This is a genomic window from Ruminococcus sp. SR1/5 (assembly GCF_000209835.1).
In the GTDB taxonomy this organism is placed as follows: domain Bacteria; phylum Bacillota; class Clostridia; order Lachnospirales; family Lachnospiraceae; genus Blautia_A; species Blautia_A fusiformis.
This window is the reverse complement of sequence record NC_021014.1, coordinates 1,866,127-1,888,366: the sequence shown is the minus strand read 5'-3', so window position 1 is coordinate 1,888,366 and position 22,240 is coordinate 1,866,127. Positions and strand designations below refer to the sequence as shown.

Genomic DNA, 22,240 nt, shown 5'->3' with positions numbered 1-22,240 from the left:
GAGATTGTCAGCGGTATTTTTATCGAAGCAAATGCCAAAATGCACAGTTATTTGATGATTCTTAAGGAAAGAGGCGGATATTTTTATCCGCAGTAAACGAAAAAAGGAGAAAATTATGCCGATCAAATTTCACGAGGGATCAAAGACATTCCACATTTATAACAAACATTTAAGCTACATCACCTGTATCATGGAAAATGGCCAGATGGAGAATCTGTACTATGGAAAAGCTATCCGCGATAAAGAGGATTTCAGTTATCTTCACGAGGAGATCATGCGTTCCCTGATGGCTGTATGCGTTCCGGAACCGGGACTTCTTTCCATGCAGTATACCAAACAGGAGTATCCTGTTTACGGAACCGGTGATTACAGAAATCCTGCCCTTACTGTTCGTCAGGAGAACGGAAGCGAGATCGTAGATTTCAAATATGTTTCTCATGAGATTTACGGCGGCAAGAAGAAGCTTGCCGGTCTTCCGGCAACCTACACAGAGAACGAGGAAGAGGCAACATCTCTGGACATTACACTTCATGATTCTGTGATGGACACAGACCTTGTTCTTACATATTCCGTATATGAGGATTACCCGGTGGTCACCAGAAGTGCACGCCTTGTTCAGAAAGGGGATCAGAAGATCCGTCTTGAGAACGTGATGAGTGCAGCAGTGGAGTTCCCGGATATGGATTATGAGATGATCCATCTTTCCGGTGCGTGGGCACGTGAGCGCTATGTAAAAACACGCAAACTTGAGATGGGTACACAGGCTGTACAGAGTCTTGCAGGAACCGGCTCCAGCTCTGAGCAGAATCCGTTTATCGCGCTGAAGCGTCCTCATACAACAGAAGATACAGGCGAGGTTTTCGGCTTCAGCTTTGTGTACAGCGGCAACTTCCTTGCACAGGTTGAGGTTTCCACCTACGAGATGACACGAGTTATGATGGGAATCAATCCACAGGGATTTTCCTGGGAGCTTTCCAGAGATGAGGAATTCCAGACTCCGGAGGTTGTTATGGTATACAGCGATAAGGGCTTAAACGGAATGAGCCAGGCTTACCACAGACTGTACCGTGACCGCCTGATGCGCGGAAAATGGAGAAATCATGCACGCCCGATCCTTCTTAATAACTGGGAGGCAACCTATTTTGATTTTGATGAGGAAAAAATCCTCAATATTGCAAAAAAAGCCAAAGAGGTTGGGGTAGAGCTTTTCGTTCTGGATGACGGATGGTTCGGAACCAGAAACGATGATTACCAGGGCCTTGGCGACTGGTTTGTAAATAAGAATAAGCTTCCAAACGGAATTTCCGGACTTTCCCGCAAGATCGAGGAGATGGGACTGAAATTCGGTCTCTGGGTAGAGCTTGAGATGGTAAACAAGAACAGCGACTGCTACAGAGCACATCCGGACTGGCTCATCGGAGCACCGGACCGTTTTGAGTCCCACTCAAGACATCAGCACGTTCTTGATTTTTCCAGACCTGAGGTTGTGGATTTTATTTATGATTCCATCTCCAAGGTTATCGAGGAATCTTCCATTTCCTACATTAAATGGGATATGAACCGCTACATGTCCGAGCCTTTCAGCCGCGGCGCATCTGCAGCAGATCAGGGCAAGACTATGCATAAATATATCCTTGGTGTATATGAGCTGTATACAAGACTGACAGAGAGATTCCCTGACATTCTCTTTGAATCCTGCGCAAGCGGCGGAGCAAGATTTGATCCGGGAATGCTGTATTTTGCACCGCAGACATGGACCAGTGATGATACCGATGCAGCAGAGAGAGAAAAGATCCAGTACGGTACCTCCTTTGTTTATCCGATCGTCAGCATGGGATCTCATGTATCAGCAGTACCGAATCATCAGCTGCACCGTACCACACCGCTTTCCACGAGAGCAAATGTGGCATATTTCGGAACCTTTGGCTATGAGCTGGATCTGAACCTTTTAAGTGCCAAAGAGATCGAAGAGGTAAAGGCACAGGTGGAATTCATGAAGGAACATCGTGACCTGATCCAGGTGGAGGGTGATTTCTACCGTATCTTAAGCCCGTTCGAAGGAAATGATACTGCATGGATGGTTGTTTCCAGAGACAAAAAGCAGGCAGTTGCCGGATACTATGAAAGACTGAACAAGGTCAATGCTTCCTGGATGCGTCTGCGCTTCAAGGGTCTTGACGAGGATCAGCTTTACAAAGTAAAATGGGAAGATAAGTGCCTGAAAGCTTACGGAAATGAGCTGATGTATGCAGGAATCCCGGTTGATCGTGACTACTGCAATAAGACAAACGGTGATTTCCATTCTGTATTGTATACAATTGAAGCAGAGGACTGATTTCTGTAAATGATGGAATAAAAATTATCTGCAGAAAAACATCCGCCTGACCAGAAAAATAACAGGCCGCCGGATATGGCGGCCTGTTATTGGGTGGCGAAGCAGCTCACAGGCGGAAACATAATATATGACATCAGGGAGGTGACAAGTTGCTTCATACAGTTGGTTTTACAAGCTCGGACAGCTTTAAATGTCTGGAGAATTTAAAGAAAGGTGCGGTGGATCTCTGTCTTACTTATTGTGGATGGGAAAAATGCGATCCGGGACATCGATTTGGACCAAATAACAGGATCTCTCATGTACTTCATATCGTGGAATCCGGAAGCGGAGTTTTTGAGATGGATGGCCATCAGTATCATCTGACAGGTGGAGAAGCATTTCTGATCCCATCCAGTGTGGAGGCCTGGTATGAGGCAGACATGGACAATCCCTGGACATATCGCTGGGTAGGATTTGAGGGAATGACTGCGGAGGAAGTGATCCATGTAAGCGGCTTCAGCCGGGAAAATCCGGTCCGAAGGATCCACTGTATGGAAAATGCTGCAAAATATATTGATGCAATGGTCCAGACCAACAAGCTCGTTTTTGAAAATGAGCTGAAACGGAACGGACTTCTGCTGCTTCTTTTTTCTGACCTGATCACAGATAACCGGGATGCATGTCTGAGAGAAGGCAAGCTTCTTCCATCCCACAGATATCCCAATTCCGTTTATGTGGAGCAGGCAGTGGATTACATTGCAGCCAACTTTGACAAGCGTCTGAAGATCAATGAGCTGGCAGACCGCATTGGTGTCAACCGGAGCTATCTTACCAGCTCGTTTAAAAAAGCCTCGGATGCTCGCCGCAGGAATATCTTATGAATCTTCGCATCGAGAAGGCAAAGACTCTTCTGAAAAACGGAGATATTCAGGTCAGTGAAGTAGCTGCAAAAGTAGGGTATGGAGATCCGCTGGCTTTTTCCAAGGTATTCAAGGCAAGAACAGGAAGAAGTCCGAGAGAATACAAGGAAGAAAAGAGAAAACTTGTAGTGAAGGGGAAAAAAGGGGATTATACGGAATCTGAGGACTGATTCTGTGATATATTTCACGAAGAAAAAACTCTCTGTCTGTGCCAGAATATATAAAATTCTGGTATCGGGCAGAGAGTTTTTTATGTCATAAGAAATGTTATAGAAAATTACTTCCAGGTATCTCATGCAACAAAACAACAATTATTAACATCAAAGTACATATTTTAAACAAGTTTCTGGTAGTATGATAAGATCACAAAGAAAACGAAGCGGGACTGCACCGCAGAAATAGCAGAAAATCAGGAATTTTAAAGAAAAATATAACAATTCCGGATAAGAGATCCAACAAAGAAAGCAGGAGGAAACGAACATGATCAAAATTACATTCATGGGAGCTGGAAGCACGGTTTTCGCAAGAAATGTACTTGGCGACTGTATGTGCACACCGGCACTTCGCGAGAGCGAGATCGCACTTTATGATATCGACGAGAAGAGACTGGAGGATTCCAGGATTATCTTAAGTGCCATCAACCACAACGTAAATGAGGATCGCGCAGTGATCAAAACATATCTCGGTGCTGAGAACCGTAAAGATGCACTTCGTGATGCAGACTTCGTAGTCAATGCCATTCAGGTAGGCGGCTATGAGCCATGTACAGTAACAGACTTTGAAATCCCGAAGAAATACGGCATCAAACAGACTATCGCAGATACCCTGGGAATTGGTGGTATCATGCGTGCACTTCGTACCATTCCGGTTCTGGAAGAGTTCGCACGGGATATGGAAGAGGTCTGCCCGAACACTCTGTTCCTGAACTACTCCAACCCTATGGCAATGCTCACCGGCTATATGCAGCGTTTCACAAAGATCCGCACCGTAGGTCTCTGCCACAGCGTTCAGGTCTGCTCCCAGAAACTTCTTGAGGGAATGGGAATGGAAGACAAGCTTGAGGGACGTACCGAGCTGATCGCAGGTATCAACCACATGGCATGGCTTCTTGAGATCCATGACAAAGACGGAAACGACCTGTACCCGGAGATCCGCAGAATCGCCGAGGAGAAGAATACCTCCGGCGAGAAGCATGAGGATATGGTACGTTACGAGTACATCCGTCATCTTGGATACTACTGCACAGAGTCCAGTGAGCACAATGCAGAGTATAATCCGTTCTTCATTAAATCCAAATATCCGGAGATGATCGAGGAGTTCAATATTCCGCTTGACGAATATCCGAGAAGATGTATCAAACAGATCGAGGGCTGGGAAAAAGAGCGCGAGGATATCCTCAAGGATGGCAAGATTGGCCATGAGAGAAGTAAAGAGTATGCTTCTTATATCATGGAGGCTGTTGTTACAAACACACCGTACAAGATCGGTGGAAATGTTCTTAACAACGGTTATATCGATAACCTTCCGTCGGATGCTTGCGTAGAGGTTCCATGCTATATCGACGGAACCGGTGTACATCCGGTAAAAGTGGGCAAGCTTCCTACACAGCTGGCAGCTATGAATTCATCCAATGTCAGCCCGCAGCTCCTTGCTATTGAGGCAGCAGTGACCAAAGACCGCCAGAAAATCTATCAGGCAGCCATGATGGACCCGCACACAGGTGCAGAGCTGAACATCAAAGACATCCAGGCAATGTGTGATGAGCTGATCGAGGCACACGGGGATTATATGAAGATGTACCGCTAAGGCAGGAAATGATCGGAAAGCAGCAAAAACTTTGAAATAAATATGCAAGGCGGCATATAAAGGCCGGAACACCAGAATGGGGAGGGTGTTCCGGCCTTTCTTTATATGGAACTTTTGATAAATAATAAAAACAACAGATCGCTGTCCAGGTCATGGAAGAACTGGAACGTCAGGGCAAACAGATCCCGGAAGATGTTGCGGTAACCGGCTATGATAATTCACTATATGCAAGACAGGGACAGGGCATTACCACTATCACCCATCCCCAGGAAAAACTGGGAGATCGATGCTTATCCGGTTAATGAGATCGCAGAATATGTTCAGGATGTAAGCCAGGGAGATATTGATGTTCTGGTAGAAGAATATTATAATAAATATGACATGATTCTGGATGGACGTGACCCTGAGGAATTTAAGAAGCATGTAGCAGTCCAGGCAGGGATCGAGATCGGTTTTGAGCGCTTCCTCGAGGAGAAAAAATATCAGGCTATCGTAACACACTTTGGTGATCTGGGCTCCCTGGAACAGCTTCCGGGACTTGCGATCCAGCGACTGATGGAAAAAGGCTATGGCTTCGGTGGCGAGGGTGACTGGAAAACAGCAGCTATGGGTATTGAAGCGGTTTATATTGATGGCGATACAACGATCCGGAATCTGCAGAATGAGCTGAGATGGAACAGCATGTATTTCAGCAAATAATATGGGAGGTTTTTTACAATGGGAGTAAATGAGGCAAAAACAGCAATTCTTGAGAATCGCACGGCTCTTGGTATTGAGTTTGGTTCCACAAGGATCAAGGCAGTTCTGGTGGACGATAAGAACCAGCCCATCGCATCCGGAGCCTATGAATGGGAGAATCAGTATGTGGATGGTATCTGGACATACAGCCTGGAGGAGATCTGGAAAGGTCTCCAGGGCAGTTACCAGGATATGGCAGAAGATGTTCAGAAAAAATATGGAGTGGAGCTTACAAGCGTAGGTGCGTTTGGTGTCAGTGCCATGATGCATGGCTATATGCCGTTTAATAAAGAGGGAGAGCTGATGGTTCCGTTCCGTACCTGGAGAAACAACATCACAGGAGAAGCCTCTGAGAAGCTGGCAGAGCTTTTCCATTACAATATCCCTCAGAGATGGAGCATCGCACACCTGTATCAGGCGATCCTTAACGGTGAGGAGCATGTAAAAGATATCGATTATATCACCACTCTGGAAGCCTATGTGCATTGGAAACTCACCGGAAAAAGAGTTCTTGGTATCGGTGATGCGGCAGGTATGTTCCCAATCGACAGTGAAACGAAGGACTATAACGAGGAGATGGTTCAGAAGTTCGATGAACTGGTTGCACCTTATGGTTTCCCATGGAAGCTTCGCGATATTATGCCGAAAGCTCTGGTGGCAGGTCAGGATGCAGGAGTTCTTACTGAGGAAGGCGCAAAGCTTCTGGATGTAAGTGGAAAGCTGAAAGCTGGAATCCCGATGTGTCCGCCTGAGGGAGACGCAGGAACCGGTATGGTTGCCACAAACAGTGTCCGCCGGCGTACCGGAAATGTTTCCGCAGGAACTTCCGTATTTGCCATGATCGTCTTGGAGAAGGCACTTTCCAAACCGTATAAAGAAATCGACATGGTTACCACTCCGGCAGGAGACCCGGTTGCCATGGCACATTCCAACAACTGTACTTCGGATCTGAACGCATGGGTAAATGTGTTTAAGGAATTTGCAGAAGCTATGGGCATGGAAGTAGATATGAACAAACTGTTCGGAACTCTTTATAACAAAGCCATGGAAGGCGACCCGGACTGTGGCGGACTTCTTTCCTACTGCTATTTCTCCGGCGAGCATATGACCGGCTTTGAAGAGGGACGTCCACTGTTTGTACGTTCTCCTGAGAGCAAATTTACACTGGCAAACTTTATGCGAAATAATCTTTACACCTGCCTCGGCGCCATGCGTGTAGGTCTGGATATCCTTCTGAATCAGGAGCATGTAAAGATCGATAAGCTTCTGGGCCACGGCGGTCTCTTTAAGACAAAGGGTGTCGGCCAGCAGATCCTTGCAGATGCGGTAGATGCACCGGTATCCGTAATGTCTACAGCAGGAGAAGGCGGAGCCTGGGGAATCGCACTTCTGGCTTCCTATTTGCTCAACAAGAGAGAAGGCGAAGACCTTGCGGATTTCCTGGATGAAGATGTCTTCAAAGGAAACGAAGGCAGTACACTGGCGCCGGAAGCAGAAGGTGTGAAAGGATTCAACGCATTTATGGATCGATATATGAAGGGTCTTGGCATTGAGCGTGCGGCTGTAGAGTCTGAGATATGGTAAAGAGCAAAAAATCTGTTGATTTCCGGCATGCGCTCAAAGAGGAATATAAATGAAGCATATGGATCATATGAATAAAAAAAGACTCCGGGGCAGATCGTACATATCATGATCGACCGCCCAATGAACAGTTATCATCCGGAACACAAAGAGCTTTTTTACCCGGTAAATTACGGTTACATCAAAGGAATCATCGCTCCGGACGGAGAGGAACAGGACGTCTATGTTTTGTGTATCGATCACCCGGTAAAAGAATTTACAGGAAAAGTGATTGCCATCATCCATCGTCTCAATGATGTGGAAGACAAATGGGTGGCAGTGCCGGAAGATATGACTATGACAGCACAGGAGATCATGGAACAGGTTCAGTTTCAGGAGCAGTATTTTGAGACAGAGATAGAGATGCTGGAATAACAAAAATATAAAACAGGAGCAGACATGGTACGCCATGTGACTGCTCCTGTTTTTGTACAGGATCCATATATTATATATTTCTGTTATCTGCGATGCAGATAAACTGGATGACAGAGGATGCAAGGGAGCACCGGACTGGATTCTGTGAAAACAGAAATATATGAAGATTTGTGGATGGATTTTTCTGCTATGAAAATGAATGGATCTTATTGAAAATATTTCTTCATAATGTTATCATTGGACACGAAAAACACAGAAAAAATAAGAAAAAAATTAAACGGTTGTATATGTGTCTGTAATATGACCAGAGACAGCCGGTCAGAGTGTCAGAGAGCAGAATGGTGGGTGGCTGAATGTTTGATGACCAGGGCTATACAGGAGGAGAACAGAATGAAATTAACCATGCTTGGAACAGGTAACGCACTGGTAACAGAGTGCTACAATACATGTTTTGTGCTCAGCGATGAGTACGGCCATTTTCTGGTTGACGGAGGCGGCGGAAATACGGTGCTTTCCCAGCTGAAGAAGGCTGGCGTTGATCTGATGGATGTTCATGAGATCTTTGTTACACATAAGCACGTAGACCATATCATGGGGATCGTGTGGGTGATCCGCATCATTTGCCAGAACATGAAAAAAGGCACTTATCAGGGCGAGGCAAACATCTATGCTCATGATGAAGTGATCGGACTTCTCAAAGACATGGCATTTAAGCTTCTGAATAAGAAGGAGACACAGTACATCGGTGACAGACTTCATCTGATCGAGGTAAAAGACGGCGAGAAAAAACAATTCTTAATAAGAAAGTGACCTTCTTTGATATCGGTTCCACCAAGGCGAAACAGTTCGGTTTCCAGATGATCTACGACGGCGGTAAGGTGCTTACCTGCTGCGGAGACGAGCCATACAATGAATGTGAAGAGAAATACGCAAAAGGAAGCGACTGGATGTTCCACGAAGCATTCTGCCTGTATGGACAGCGTGATATCTTCAATCCATATGAGAAGCATCACTCCACAGTTAAGGATGCCAGTGAGCTGGCTGAGAACCTTGGAGTTAAGAATCTTGTCCTGTATCACACAGAGGATAAGAACATTAAGAAACGTAAAGAGCTTTACGGAGCAGAAGGCAGAGAGTATTATCACGGAAATTTGTTTGTTCCGGATGATCTTGATGTGATCGAAATGTAATAACTGTAAAAAGAAAGACTGGAAGTATGGCATATGCTGTATTTCCGGTCTTATTATGTTTGGAAACAGAGAGGATACTAATAAATTTCATAGTACATCTGTCAGGTAGAAAAATACTTGTATGGCAAAAAGGTATCGTTTACAATAAAGAATACACACATAGCATTGCAAGAGCATGTCAATAAGAACAGATCTGAAAATTACAGATTCGGATCCGGCAAAAATAAGATTTTACAAATTACGAGGTGACAGAACATATGCCAGCAATAGATAACATCACACTTGAAAAAAATACAGAAAACTCCAGGAAATCCTCCGTTCTCTGGGAAGTGTAGCCGTAGCTTTTTCCGGTGGAGTGGACTCCACATTTTTGCTGAAAGCTGCACAGGAAACACTTGGTGACAAAGCTATGGCCATTACCGCATGTCCATGCTCTTTCACCGACAGAGAACTGAAAGAAACGCAAGATTTCTGCCAGGAAAATCACATTTGCCAGGAGATATGCAAGATCAACGAATTCGACATCCCGGGATTCCGTCAGAATCCGCCGGACCGCTGCTATATCTGTAAAAAAGCCATCTTTACCAGACTTTGGGAAGCTGCAAAGGCGCGCCATATGAACATGATCGTGGAAGGTTCCAACATGGATGATCTGGGCGACTACCGTCCGGGAAAAAGGGCTATCCAGGAGCTTGGGGTCCGCAGTCCGCTCCAGGAAGCAGGCCTCTATAAAGAAGAGATCCGGGAGCTGTCAAAAGACATGAATCTTCCAACCTGGAACAAGCCATCCTTTGCCTGTCTTGCTTCCAGATTTGTATACGGTGAGACCATTACCGAGGAGAAGCTTCACATGGTAGATCAGGCCGAGCAGTTTCTGATGGATCTGGGATTTCATCAGTTCCGTGTTCGCATCCACGGTACCATGGCAAGGATCGAGGTTCCGGAAGAAGAGATCCTGAAAATTGCAGATAATGAAACAAGAACAAAGATCACAGAGAAATTCCGCACATTGGGATTTTCTTACGTGACTCTGGATCTTCAGGGCTTCCGTTCCGGAAGTATGAATGAAACACTGGGAAAATAAGTATCAGAAAATAAAATAATCCCCCGGAAATACCGCGCGAGAAGTATTTCCGGGGGATTGTTGCACGAATAGAACCGGAGGCTCTGTTACTGTGTTCAAATCTTAATTTTCGGATTGAGAATATCTGTCTGGCAGGCTGTATATCTTACATATAATCCTTCAGCACATCATGATCCCGCAGTACCTTCTCAACCACAGTACCCTTCACAACATTAAGAAGTGGTTTCTTCAGTGCATTCAGCGGCCCTGGCAGCTGGATCTCCAGCGGGGATTTTCCGTCCATCAGTTTCACACTGCTGTCCAGAAGCTCACGGATATCGTAAACGCTTCCCCATACTTCCGGAACCCCACGGTCTACACCGAAAAGTCCGTATACAGCCTCCATTGCAGTACGTACGGAATATTCTGTTGTGAATACGGTATCACGAGGAGTTTCCGCAAACTGGCCCAGGAATGCAAAGTTTACACAGCCATCCGGGATAACATCCGGGCGGTCACCTTTGGTACGCGGCATGAAGAAGGCGGTGATGTACGGCATCATGGTCGGAACGCAGACAGCGCTGTTTTCTGCCATATCGTCGATCTGATCTACCGGAACACCCAGGTGGTACAGCCACTCGGCGGTAATTTCCTTACCGGTACAATCCTTCATCGGTTTCTTGATATAATCACCGGGAACATCTGTGAACAGTCCGTAAACCCATACACAGACCTTCTTCGGATCCTGCTCTTTAAACTGTCCCTGACGGTTGATGGTCCAGCTTAAGAGCCATTTGGAATCCTGGCAGCTTACGATACCACCGGTAACAACCTTGCCGGTACGTGGGTCACGCTGGCAGATATTGGTGATATAAGGGATAATACGGTCATCCAAAGTGGTGACAGTAGCGGATTCCCAGTTTGTTCTGGAAATGTCTGAGCAGAACTTTTCCGGATGTCCGAAGGATGGATCCTGAGCTGCGATATTTTTCCACAGAGACCATACACCACTAGTACGGACCTCTGCATCACCGTTTGGTGCATGGTTCTGGTCGCCGTAGATCGTGCCCTCTGTACAGCTTCCGTTAGTGACGAAAACATAATCATTTTCTGTAAGAAGGATGCCCTGCTCCACATCTTTTACCTTGCACTCGATAGCAGTGGCGATCTTTTTGCCATCTTTAAAATTAAAGATCACGTTTGTGACCTCAGTATTAAACTGGAAGTCAACACCTGCATCCTCCAGATATTTTTTCATGGGAAGAATCAGGGATTCGTACTGGTTGTACTTGGTGAATTTCAGGGCGCTGAAATCCGGAAGACCTGCAATGTGGTGGATAAAACGCTGGAAGTAAAGCTTCATCTCCAGAGCACTGTGCCAGTTTTCAAATGCGAACATGGTCCTCCAGTACAGCCAGAAGGTGGAATCAAACACTTCATCATCAAATACATCTTCGATGGTTTTATCGTAAAGATCCTCATCCTTTGTCATAAACAGCTTCATGATCTCCATGCAGCCCTTCTGGCTCAGGTTAAATTTTCCGTCGGTATGGGCATCCTGTCCACGGTTGACGGTTGCACGGCAGAGAGAATAGTTCGGGTCGTGCTTGTTCAGCCAGTAGAACTCGTCCAGAACAGAAGCACCCGGTTTTTCAAGAGAAGGAATACTGCGGAAAAGATCCCACAGGCACTCGAAATGGTTTTCCATCTCACGACCGCCACGCATGATATAGCCTCTGGACAGATCAAAGATTCCATCGCAGGCACCTCCGGCAATATCCATGGCTTCCAGGATGTGGATATGATCACCTGGCATCTGTGCGTCTCTTACCAGGAAGCATGCAGCAGCTAGGGAAGCAAGACCGCTTCCTACAATGTAGGCATGCTTGTTGTCCACACCTTCCGGTTTTTCCGGACGGGCAAAGGCTTCGTAGTTACCGTTGGAATAATAAATCCCTTTGCTGTTTTTGTCATGCTTTCCACGCTCGGTGTTGCGGTAGTTTGCAGTAGTTTCTTTCACATGGAGGTTTTCCTCTTCGTTGATCTCTCTTGTTTTTTTCATCAGCATGGCTGCGCCGGCTCCGGCTGCCGCAAGTGCTGCAAGTCCCATGAATCCTTTTTTATCTGACATATGACATCCACCTTTCGTAAATGAGATACCTGTTTGTATCGGATTAACTGTTCTTTGTTGCTGTTGAGGCTATGATAGCCCATCCGGAAAAAAGATTCTATTTACAAAATACCGAAAGTGTTCAGTTTTTTATCATTATGTCTGTTTTGATAAGTTTTTATTCTGTATGCATTTCTGCTGTTTTGTTTCTGGCGGCAAAATTGCGGATGGCGTTGTCGATGCTTCCGTACAGTGCGGTTGCGGTATCATCTGCGATTTCGCGATAATCTTCGCGCATGCCGTTTTTGATCCAGTCCAGCATGATCCCTACAAAGCTGTATTTATATAGATCTGCGATAAAAATTTTCTGTTCATCCGTGATGGGGATATCTTTTGATTTTTCTGTTACCACGCCCATAAGAAGATCGCAGGTAAGCTGGAACAGATAATTCTCAATCTGTTCCCGCCCCACGCAGCGGTATACATTTAAGATAAACGGCTTGTTTTCCATCACGGCATCAAAGATCTGCAGAAGCCCTTCGTGCCAGGTGGAAGAGGTTTTTTTGCCCTGAAGGGCAATTCTGGCATCTTCCAGACAGCACCACTCCACAAGATCATAGATATCTTTGAAATGATAGTAAAAAGTCATGCGGCTGATCCCGCAGTCCGTAGTCAGGTCGTTGATGGTGATCTTATCTAAAGGCTTCTTAAGAAGCAGATGTTTCAGGGATTCTTCCAGGGCAAGCTTGGTTGCGTTTGTCATGTCTTGCGGCCTCCTTTGGCAAGGTTATAGTTATTAATATAACATGAAAGTGCACAGAAAATCCATGTTAAACAGTGACTTTTCTGTGAAATTATGATAAACTGGATCTGGAATATTTTGCGGAACAGAACGGAGTGTACTATGAAGAAAAAATCAGTTTGTATCCTGCTGATCTTTGCTGCCGTGATAGTACTTACTTATGTGACAGGAGAATCCTATTACAGAGGAATCAGTGAAAAAGCAGGGTTGGATAAACAGGAAGAGAAAATATATAAATACCAGTACGACATGATCGTGGACAGCCCCGATTCCCAGTTCTGGCAGGCAGTATATGACAGTGCGAAGAAAAAAGCAGCTCAGAATAATGTACTGCTTGAGATCATGGGGCCGGACAGAGGAACATCCTATGATAAACTTGATTATATGAATATGAGCATTGCGGCCAAGGCGGATGGTATTATCCTGCAGTATAATGGAGAAGCCGGTCTGGAAGAAGCAATCAATACTGCAGTAAGAAACGGAATACCGGTGGTTACAGTCATGAGTGATGCGGTGCACAGCCGCCGCCAGAGCTTTGTGGGAGTCAGCGATTATCAGCTTGGCATGGCTTACGGGGAAATTGTTGCCAAATACGTGGATGAGAACACGAAGAAGATCCTGATCCTGCAGAAACGGGATATTGATGATATGAACGAAAGTCAGATATACACTCAGATCAGCAATGCGGTGAAGATGGCAGCTGGGTCTGAGGATATTGAGATCAAGGGAAGGAATCTTCTGTCAACAGGAACCTTTGAAACAGAGGAGGCAGTTACTGATATTTTTCAGCAGAAGCGGAATGTTCCGGATATCCTTGTGTGTATGGATGAGGAGACAACGGAGTGTGCAAGACAGGCAATTCTGGATTTCAACCTTGCAGGAAAAGTGAAGATCATTGGTTATTATACATCTGAGGATATTCTGGCGGCAGTTGAAAAAGGTGTTATTTCAGTTACCTGTGATGTGGACACGACCCAGCTGGGACAGTACAGTGTGGAGGCAGTTACCAGCTATATAGAAGATGGAAGAACCAATTCTTTCTACAACGTAGACATTAATTTTCTTGACAGAACAGCAGTGAAGAAGATGAGGAGGGAGGCAGTCACAGATGAAAAAGATCCGTTGGAGTGACTTTTCTCTTGTAAGCAAGATCATGATCGAGGTTGGCGTGCTGGCAGTTTTACTGTTCAGCATCAACATGTTGTTTTATGCGCGGATCAACAACTCCATGCAGGAGATGGATGATGTGTATGCCAGCAATGCCCAGATCACAGAGCTTGGGCAGGTTTTTGACGATGTGCAGGACAGTATGTACCAGTATCTGAAGGTAAAAAACTCTCAGGCACTGATGGATTATTATCAGAATGAGGCGAAATACAGGCAGGAGCTGGAGAAGTTAAATGAACGGAATATTGATGATTCCGTAAAACTTCTGGAGAAGAAGATACGTAAGATGTCGGAATCATATCTTTCCTGTACCGCAGGAACTGTAGCTGCCAAGAGAGGCAGGAATGTGGAGAAATATAAGCAGGAATATGATGAAAGTCTGGAGCTTTACAGTTATATCCAGAGTTCTATGGATGAGCTGAACAAGCAGCTTTTTAAAGAAAATTCCCAGACTTATGCAGCTCTCCGGGCGGTTATGAGATATCTGGAGATCAGTAATATGATGATCATGCTTCTGGTGGTGATCTGTGGAATGTTCCTTCTGATCATGGCAACAAGGGAGATGTTCCTGCCGCTGACTAATATGGCAGAAACTGCACAGCTGGTAGGTCAGGGGAATTTTAATGTAAAGATGCCCCCAGCAGATTCCAGGGATGAGCTTGGAACGGTAACAAGAGCCTTTAATACCATGGTGGATAATCTTGGTCTTTACATTGCCAGGACAAAGGCCAGCATGGAAAAAGAACAGCAGATGATAGAGAGGGAGCTTTTGATGGAAACACATCTCAAGGAGGCACAGCTTAAGTATCTCCAGTCTCAGATTAATCCGCATTTCCTTTTAATTCCCTGAATGCAGGAGTACAGCTTGCAATGATGGAGGATGCAGAAAAACCAGTATCTTTGTGGAAAAGATGGCAGATTTTTTTCGCTACAATGTAAAGAAGGGTGAGGAAGATGCCACACTGGAGGAAGAACTGGAGGCTGTGGACAATTACATTTATATTCTGAATGTACGGTTTGCCGGGGACATCCATTTTTCAAAAAAAGTGGAATGTGATGTGGAAAATGTACGTGTTCCCAGTATGATCCTGCAGCCGGTTGTGGAAAACGCAGTCAATCATGGAATCCGGAATATAGATTGGGAAGGACATATTGATCTCAGTGTGGAGAGATGGAACGACCATATTGAGATCAGTGTTCGGGATAACGGACTGGGCATGACCGGAGAACAGATACAAAGAGTACTGTCAAAAAAAGTCCACAGCAGTTCAGGCGAGGGTGATTCCACGGGAATCGGAATGAATAATGTGATCAGCCGTCTGGAACTGTATTATGAGCGGGACGGATTAATGGAAATATACAGTGAAGGTGAAGGAATGGGAACAGAGGTAGTGATCAATATTCCTCTGGAGAGGAGCGAAAAAAATGTACAGAATCCTGATTGCTGATGATGAGGGGATCATGCTGGAATCCCTGAAAAATATTATAAGTTCCAACTATGGAAATGAATGTGAGATCCATACAGCCAAGACAGGCCGTGTGGTTGTGGAGGAGGCGGAGAAATATCCGCCGGATATCTGCTTTATGGACATTCAGATGCCGGGCTTAAGTGGAATCCAGGCAATCCGGGAAATTCAGAAATTTAACAGATCTGTGGTCTTTGTGATCATTACAGCCTATGATAAATTTAATTATGCCAAGGAAGCGGTAAATCTTGGAGTTATGGAATTTCTTACCAAGCCGGTAAACAAAAAGGTGATTCTGGAAATATGCTCCAAAGCTATGGAAAAGGTAGATTCTACAAGACAGAAGCGAAGCGATGATCTCCGTATCCGTGAAAAGCTGGAGACAGTTGTGCCCATGATTGAGAGCGGATATATCAATAATATTCTTCTGCAGGATGATTTTCAGACATATCAGGATAATTACAGGGAGCTTCTGGATATCCGGGAAGAATATGGATATATGATCGTGGCTGAATTCGGGGATTCCACGGAAAATGGCGTTCTTACCAATGCGGTGGGGGCCAGTGTGAAGGCAAACAAATTTTATTCCACATTCCGGGAAATCGCTCAGGGATTTTTTGAATGTCTGGTAGGACCCATTATGGGAAACCGTATTGTACTGCTTGTTCCATACCGTAATTCCAGGGAGTCCTATGAGGAACGTGTGGAGGTTGTAACAAGAACCAGAAACATGGTACATAAGCTGGAAAGCAGGATCGACAGTAAATTTCGCTGTGGTATCGGCCGGGTGAAGGAGATGGGAAGCACCATGAAAGAATCCTTCAAGGAGGCCATGATCGCACTTCGGGAAAGCACCAGCCATGTTATACATATTGAGGATGTTCCGGCTGCACAGAAATATGACGGCGAATATCCAAGAGATTTGGAACGTCGCTATGAAAAGCGGGTGATGGATAAGGATGTGGCAGGAGCTTTAAGCTGTGCCGAGGAATTTATCCGGTGGATGGAGAAGCAGCCGGGAGTAGATCTGGAGGACATGCGCATCAAGATCCTGGAGCTTGTGATGGGAGTGGAAAAAAAGGCCTTTTTTGCAGGTACCGTGAAATATGCGATCAGCTGCCGCAGAAATTATATTCATGAGATCCAGGAATATACAGATATAGAAGGAATGAAAAAATGGTTCCTGGGCAAAACATCAGAAATCTGCAGTAACATGGAAAGTGCAAGGGAAAAAGAAGCGGTTTCTATTATCGAAAAAGCAAAGTCCTATATTCGGGACAATTACAAAAAAGATATTTCACTGGATGAGGTGTCACGGGAGGTGGATATCAGCCCTTATTATTTCAGCAAGCTTTTTAAGCAGGAGACCGGAGGAAATTTTATCGAGTATCTTACAGAAGTGCGGCTTCGGAATGCAAGAGAACTTCTCAAGGATTCAGGGCTTTCCATCAAGGAGATCTGTGCGGAATCCGGATACAGCGACCCCAATTATTTCAGCAGGATATTCAAGAAATACGAAGGCGTGACACCAAGTGAATTCAGAGAGAAGTTGAGGTAGACAATATGAGCGGGGGGAAAATGATTAGGAAGCTGTTGATCTTGCTGTGTCTGTTGACATTGATGCTGAATGGCTGCGCTTCCGAAAAAACAAAGCAGACAGCTGCACAGGAAAACGATACAGAGGAAGACAGTGGTGAAAAGAAAATTCAGATCGGTCTTACAGTGGATTCTTTTGTTATTGAGAGGTGGATTCGTGACAGGGATGTATTCGTGGCAACAGCAAGGGAGCTGGGAGCGGAAGTGAATGTTCAGGATGCGGGAGCAGATACAAAAGAGCAGATCAGCCAGATTGACTATTTTATCAAGAAGCATATGGACGTGATCGTGATCATTGCCAGAGACTGCAAAGCATTATCTGAGGCTGTGGAGCGTGCCCACAATGCAGGAATCAGGGTGATCTCCTATGACCGCATGGTAAATGATGCGGATACAGACATGTATATTTCCTTTGATAACCGGAAAGTCGGAGAGATCATGGCACAGTCCATGATGGAAGCGATCCCTGATGGCGGAAAGATTTTTATGATCCAGGGCTCTGCTTCAGATAACAATGTGGACATGGTAAAAGAGGGATTTGAAGACACTCTGAAAAACAGTGATCTGAAGGTAGTTTACGAAGCCAACTGTGAGGGCTGGATCGCAGAGCTGGCAGCAGATTATGTGGAGGAAGCACTGGAAGAGTATCCTGATGTAAAGGGAATCATGTGCGGAAATGATGATATTGCCAGCCAGGTGATACAGATTCTTGCGGAAAACCAGCTTGCCGGACAGGTGATCGTGGTAGGCCAGGATGGTGATCTGGCTGCATGTCAGCGTATTGTGGAAGGAACCCAGTACATGACAGCATTTAAATCTATCGAAGATCTGGCACGCCAGGCAGCTGAATATGCGGTGAAGATGGCAGAAGAGGGAAAGATTCCGTCAGATGTGACAGATACCATGAGCGATGGAAGCTATGATATCCCGGCGAAGGTGCTGGAACCGGTTGCCGTTACAAGGGATAATATTGATGAGGTGATCATTGACGGCGGTTTCCACAGACGAGATGAAGTATATCTCAATATAGATTACGATACAGAGTAATGCAGAACAGATTGCATACCGGCATATATGTGGCAGTGAAATTCTGCAAGTAATGTGGCAGTGTATCCATATGCGCAATAATACACAATTATGACAAAAATCAATAGCAGATTTTTGGTGCAAAAATGTCTTGCCTGATGCAGGGCATTTTTCTTTTGCAAAAAAATGTCTCTGTCCTTGCCAACTATGTCCAGACAGTCCTGTGTTATAGTAACATCATCAAAGGAAACGTGATTCCAAAAACAAATAATGAAACGGAGGATTTTACAATGAAAAGAAAAATGGTATCTGCACTTCTTTGCGCAACAATGGTAGCTGGTATGGTGGTAGTTCCGGCAGCAACAGCACAGGCAGCAGACAAGAAACTGATCGGTGTTACCATGCCGACCAAGGATCTCCAGAGATGGAACCAGGATGGCGATAACATGAAGAAAGAGCTGGAGGCAGCAGGATATGAGGTAGACCTTCAGTATGCATCCAATGATGTAAGCACACAGGTTTCCCAGCTTGAGAACCAGGTAGCAAACGGATGTGACCTTCTGGTTGTGGCATCCATCGATGGAAGCAGCCTTGGCGAGCCTCTGAAACAGGCCAAAGAAAAAGGAATTCCGGTTATCTCTTATGACCGTCTTCTTATGAATTCCGATGCAGTAACCTATTATGCAACATTTGATAACTACAAAGTAGGTCAGAAACAGGGCGAGTACCTGGTAGATGCACTGGATCTTGACAATCAGGACGGACCATTCAATATTGAGCTGTTCACAGGAGATCCTGGCGATAACAACTGTAACTTCTTCTTCGGTGGTGCAATGGATGTTCTCCAGAAATACATCGATGACGGTAAGCTGGTAGTAAAATCCGGTCAGACAGAGTTCGAGCAGGTTGCTACAGCTAACTGGGACAGTGCAAAAGCACAGGATAGAATGGATACTATCATCGCAGGTAACTACTCTGACGGAACAAACCTTGACGCAGTTCTCTGCTCCAACGATTCCACAGCCCTTGGTGTTGAGAATGCACTGGCAGCTTCCTACACAGGAGAATATCCGATCATTACTGGTCAGGACTGTGACACACCAAACGTTAAGAACCTTGTAGCCGGAAAACAGGCAATGTCTGTATTCAAAGATACAAGAGCTCTTGCATCTGCAGTAGTAAAAATGGTTGACTCCATCATGAAAGGTGAGGAGCCGGAAGTGAACGATACAAAATCCTATGATAACGGAACCGGTGTCATCCCGACATATCTTTGCGATCCGGTTGTTGTTACAACAGATAACTACAAAGAGATCCTGATCGACTCCGGATACTACACAGAGGATCAGATCAAATAATCAGAATTTTTAAGAAAGAAATTTATCACATGCAGGCGGGGAATATAACCGCCTGCATGAACAGTGGAAAGGGAGGGAAATTGAGTTGGCTAAGATACTTCTGGAAATGAAAAATATCACCAAAACTTTCCCAGGTGTAAAGGCACTGGATAATGTTAATCTCCAGGTCGAGGAAGGCGAGATCCACGCACTGGTAGGTGAAAACGGTGCCGGTAAATCTACATTGATGAATGTATTAAGTGGTATTTATCCGTACGGTTCGTATGAAGGAAATATTATTTATGATGGTGAGATCTGTAAGTTTAACACTATCAAAGACAGTGAACATAAAGGAATTGTAATCATCCACCAGGAACTTGCTCTGATCCCGTACATGACCATCGGGGAGAACATGTATCTGGGTAATGAAAGAGGCAAAAGCTTTTCCATCAACTGGAATGAAACTTATGGAGAAGCAGATAAATATTTGAAAATAGTAGGACTGGAGGAATCCTCCAGAACTTTGATCAAGGATATTGGTGTAGGTAAGCAGCAGTTGGTTGAGATCGCAAAGGCACTTGCAAAGAATGCAAAGCTGCTCATTCTGGATGAGCCTACCGCATCACTGAATGAAGATGACTCCAAAGCTCTTCTGGATCTTCTTCTGAAATTCAAGAAGCAGGGAATGACCTCTATCATCATTTCCCATAAATTAAATGAAATCTCCTATGTAGCAGATAAGATCACAGTTATCCGAGATGGATCTACCATTGAAACACTGGATAAAAAGAAAGACGATTTTTCTGAGCAGAGGATCATTCAGGGAATGGTTGGACGTGAGATGACAGATCGGTTCCCGAAACGTCCAAATGTAAAGATCGGCGATGTTTCCATGGAGATTAAAAACTGGAATGTTTATCATCCGCTGTATACAGAACGTAAGGTGGTAAATAACGTATCCTTTAAAGTACATAAAGGAGAGGTTGTCGGTATTTCAGGACTGATGGGAGCAGGACGTACAGAACTGGCTATGAGTATTTTTGGCAAGAGCTATGGAACTAAAATTTCTGGACAGGTGTTCATGAACGGAAAAGAAGTGAAGCTGAATACAGTTCAGGAAGCCATCGACAACAAGCTTGCTTATGTTACAGAGGATCGAAAAGGAAACGGGCTGATCCTTTCCAAGTCCATAAAGATGAACACTACGCTTGCAAACATGTCTGGTATCAGTAATGGAAAAGTGATCGATACGGATAAAGAATACGCAGTTGCTGAGGAATACAGGAAGAAACTGAAAACCAAGTGTCCGACAGTTGAGCAGAATGTCGGAAACCTGAGCGGTGGTAATCAGCAGAAGGTCCTTCTTGCAAAATGGATGTTTGCAGAGCCGGATATTCTGATCTTGGATGAACCTACAAGAGGTATTGACGTAGGAGCCAAATATGAAATCTACTGTATCATCAATGACCTGGTCGCAGCAGGAAAATCTGTGATCATGATCTCTTCTGAGCTTCCGGAAGTGCTTGGAATGTCAGACAGAATCTATATCATGAACGAGGGCAGATTCGTAGGAGAGGTAAGTGGTGAGGAAGCTACATCTGAGCTGATCATGTCCAGGATCGTGAAGTCAGGTAAAGGAGAGTAAGAAGATGGAGAAAAAGATTAGTTTTTCAGAAATATTAAAAAATATACCATGGTCATTGTTCTGGTATTTGTTGTGATCATGTTTTCTGTGAACACAAAGGGCGTTATGCTTCTTCCGCAGAATGTAAATAACCTGGTAGCCCAGAATGCATATGTATTTATTCTTGCAACCGGTATGCTGTTCTGTATTTTAACAGGTGGTAACATCGATCTGTCAGTTGGTTCTGTTGTATGCTTTGTTGCTGCTGTCGGTGGTAAGATGATGGTTCTCAACAGTATGAACCCGTATCTCACTATGATCGTGATGCTTCTTGTGGGTATTGCCATTGGTGCATGGCAGGGATTCTGGATCGCTTATGTACGAATTCCTCCATTTATTGTTACTCTGGCAGGTATGCTTGCTTTTCGTGGCCTTTCCAACGTAGTTCTGGAAGGACAGACCCTGGCCCCGATGCCGGATGCTTATCTGGCTCTGTTCAATAACTATATTCCGGACTTCCTTGGTGGAGGTGAAGGATTTAACAGAACATGTTTCGTAGTTGGCATTATTGTCTGCATCGTCTATGTTGCACTTGTTATGAAAAACCGTGCAGACCGTGCAAAAAAAGGCTACAGTGTTGAGTCTTTCGGTGGTGTTGCAGTGAAGATGGTTCTGATCTGTGTAGTTGTTCTTGCATTCATGTTCAGACTTGCTCAGTACAAAGGTATCCCGAATTCTCTTCTCTGGGTTGCAGTGATCATCGCGATCTATACATACATTGCTTCCAAGACTACAACAGGCCGTTATTTCTACGCAGTTGGTGGTAATGAGAAGGCAACAAAGCTTTCCGGTATTGATACGAACAAAGTTTATTTCCTTGCTTACTTGAACATGGGTCTTCTGGCTGCTATCGCAGGTATGGTGACAATGGCCAGATTGAATTCTTCCAACCCGCAGGCTGGTACAAACTTTGAGATGGATGCGATCGGTGCTTGTTTTATTGGTGGTGCTTCTGCTTATGGTGGTACCGGTACAGTTCCTGGTGTTATCATTGGTGCACTTCTGATGGGTGTTCTGAATCTTGGT

General features: G+C 44.9%; 18 protein-coding genes and 2 pseudogenes. 18 read left to right on the top strand and 2 right to left on the bottom strand.

What is annotated here, in order from left to right; translation table 11 throughout:
• Positions 1-115: 115 nt before the first annotated feature.
• From CK1_RS09590 to larE, 10 genes and pseudogenes are all read left to right on the top strand, one after another.
• Positions 116-2,335, top strand: a complete 2,220-nt coding sequence (locus CK1_RS09590; protein WP_015526050.1) for an alpha-galactosidase — start codon at positions 116-118, stop codon at positions 2,333-2,335.
• Between the two features lie 149 nt (positions 2,336-2,484).
• On the top strand, positions 2,485-3,195 hold the full coding sequence (locus CK1_RS09585; protein WP_306288858.1) for an AraC family ligand binding domain-containing protein: 711 nt from the start codon (positions 2,485-2,487) through the stop codon (positions 3,193-3,195).
• Positions 3,192-3,404 carry a helix-turn-helix domain-containing protein gene (locus CK1_RS09580; RefSeq protein ID WP_015526049.1) on the top strand — a complete coding sequence of 71 codons (213 nt, stop codon included), beginning with the start codon at positions 3,192-3,194 and terminating at the stop codon, positions 3,402-3,404. The genes CK1_RS09585 and CK1_RS09580 overlap by 4 nt, the downstream gene beginning before the upstream one ends.
• Positions 3,405-3,714: 310 nt before the next feature.
• Positions 3,715-5,040: an alpha-glucosidase/alpha-galactosidase gene (locus tag CK1_RS09575; RefSeq protein ID WP_015526048.1), complete on the top strand. Its 1,326-nt coding sequence runs from the start codon at positions 3,715-3,717 to the stop codon at positions 5,038-5,040.
• Positions 5,041-5,192: 152 nt separating this feature from the next.
• Positions 5,193-5,342 (top strand): substrate-binding domain-containing protein, encoded by a 150-nt coding sequence (locus tag CK1_RS09570; protein ID WP_147603272.1) that lies wholly within the window; start codon positions 5,193-5,195, stop codon positions 5,340-5,342.
• The gene (locus CK1_RS09565; RefSeq protein WP_502685131.1) at positions 5,302-5,739 is read left to right on the top strand and encodes an L-arabinose isomerase family protein; all 438 of its coding nucleotides are present in this window, start codon (positions 5,302-5,304) and stop codon (positions 5,737-5,739) included. Before CK1_RS09570 ends, CK1_RS09565 begins: the two co-directional genes overlap by 41 nt.
• An 18-nt stretch (positions 5,740-5,757) precedes the next feature.
• Complete coding sequence (locus tag CK1_RS09560) at positions 5,758-7,362, top strand: xylulokinase (protein ID WP_015526046.1); 1,605 nt, start codon at positions 5,758-5,760, stop codon at positions 7,360-7,362.
• Between the two features lie 105 nt (positions 7,363-7,467).
• Entirely contained in the window at positions 7,468-7,773 is a 306-nt protein-coding gene (locus CK1_RS09555; protein ID WP_015526045.1) for an inorganic diphosphatase, read from the top strand.
• A 390-nt stretch (positions 7,774-8,163) separates the two neighbouring features.
• Positions 8,164-8,963, top strand: a pseudogene (locus CK1_RS09550) (MBL fold metallo-hydrolase).
• Positions 8,964-9,264: 301 nt separating this feature from the next.
• Positions 9,265-10,047 (top strand): annotated as a pseudogene (larE, locus tag CK1_RS09545) (ATP-dependent sacrificial sulfur transferase LarE); the annotation flags it as partial.
• 145 nt (positions 10,048-10,192) lie between these two features.
• On the opposite strand, the gene CK1_RS09540 reads toward larE, so the two are convergent.
• Together CK1_RS09540 and CK1_RS09535 are read right to left on the bottom strand one after the other, a co-directional pair.
• Positions 10,193-12,157: an oleate hydratase gene (locus CK1_RS09540; protein WP_015526041.1), complete on the bottom strand. Its 1,965-nt coding sequence runs from the start codon at positions 12,155-12,157 to the stop codon at positions 10,193-10,195.
• Between the two features lie 157 nt (positions 12,158-12,314).
• The gene (locus CK1_RS09535) at positions 12,315-12,899 is read right to left on the bottom strand and encodes a TetR/AcrR family transcriptional regulator (RefSeq protein WP_015526040.1); all 585 of its coding nucleotides are present in this window, start codon (positions 12,897-12,899) and stop codon (positions 12,315-12,317) included.
• 141 nt (positions 12,900-13,040) lie between these two features.
• Here CK1_RS09535 and CK1_RS09530 point away from each other — a divergent pair, with 141 nt between their 5' ends.
• The 8 genes from CK1_RS09530 to CK1_RS09500 form a co-directional block, all read left to right on the top strand.
• On the top strand, positions 13,041-14,069 hold the full coding sequence (locus CK1_RS09530; RefSeq protein WP_015526039.1) for a sugar ABC transporter substrate-binding protein: 1,029 nt from the start codon (positions 13,041-13,043) through the stop codon (positions 14,067-14,069).
• Positions 14,047-14,955, top strand: coding sequence for a sensor histidine kinase (locus CK1_RS18275; RefSeq protein WP_015526038.1), 909 nt, complete (start codon positions 14,047-14,049; stop codon positions 14,953-14,955). The genes CK1_RS09530 and CK1_RS18275 overlap by 23 nt, the downstream gene beginning before the upstream one ends.
• Positions 14,956-15,016: 61 nt before the next feature.
• Complete coding sequence (locus tag CK1_RS18270; RefSeq protein ID WP_353611158.1) at positions 15,017-15,553, top strand: sensor histidine kinase; 537 nt, start codon at positions 15,017-15,019, stop codon at positions 15,551-15,553.
• The gene (locus tag CK1_RS09520) at positions 15,531-17,129 is read left to right on the top strand and encodes a response regulator transcription factor (protein WP_015526037.1); all 1,599 of its coding nucleotides are present in this window, start codon (positions 15,531-15,533) and stop codon (positions 17,127-17,129) included. The genes CK1_RS18270 and CK1_RS09520 overlap by 23 nt, the downstream gene beginning before the upstream one ends.
• Positions 17,130-17,170: 41 nt before the next feature.
• Positions 17,171-18,214 (top strand): sugar ABC transporter substrate-binding protein, encoded by a 1,044-nt coding sequence (locus CK1_RS09515; protein WP_242826998.1) that lies wholly within the window; start codon positions 17,171-17,173, stop codon positions 18,212-18,214.
• Between the two features lie 269 nt (positions 18,215-18,483).
• Complete coding sequence (chvE, locus tag CK1_RS09510; protein WP_021976666.1) at positions 18,484-19,551, top strand: multiple monosaccharide ABC transporter substrate-binding protein; 1,068 nt, start codon at positions 18,484-18,486, stop codon at positions 19,549-19,551.
• 85 nt (positions 19,552-19,636) lie between these two features.
• Positions 19,637-21,175 carry a multiple monosaccharide ABC transporter ATP-binding protein gene (mmsA, locus tag CK1_RS09505; protein WP_044960730.1) on the top strand — a complete coding sequence of 513 codons (1,539 nt, stop codon included), beginning with the start codon at positions 19,637-19,639 and terminating at the stop codon, positions 21,173-21,175.
• Between the two features lie 48 nt (positions 21,176-21,223).
• On the top strand, positions 21,224-22,240 hold a 1,017-nt coding region (locus CK1_RS09500; protein ID WP_306288857.1), incomplete at its 3' end, for an ABC transporter permease subunit.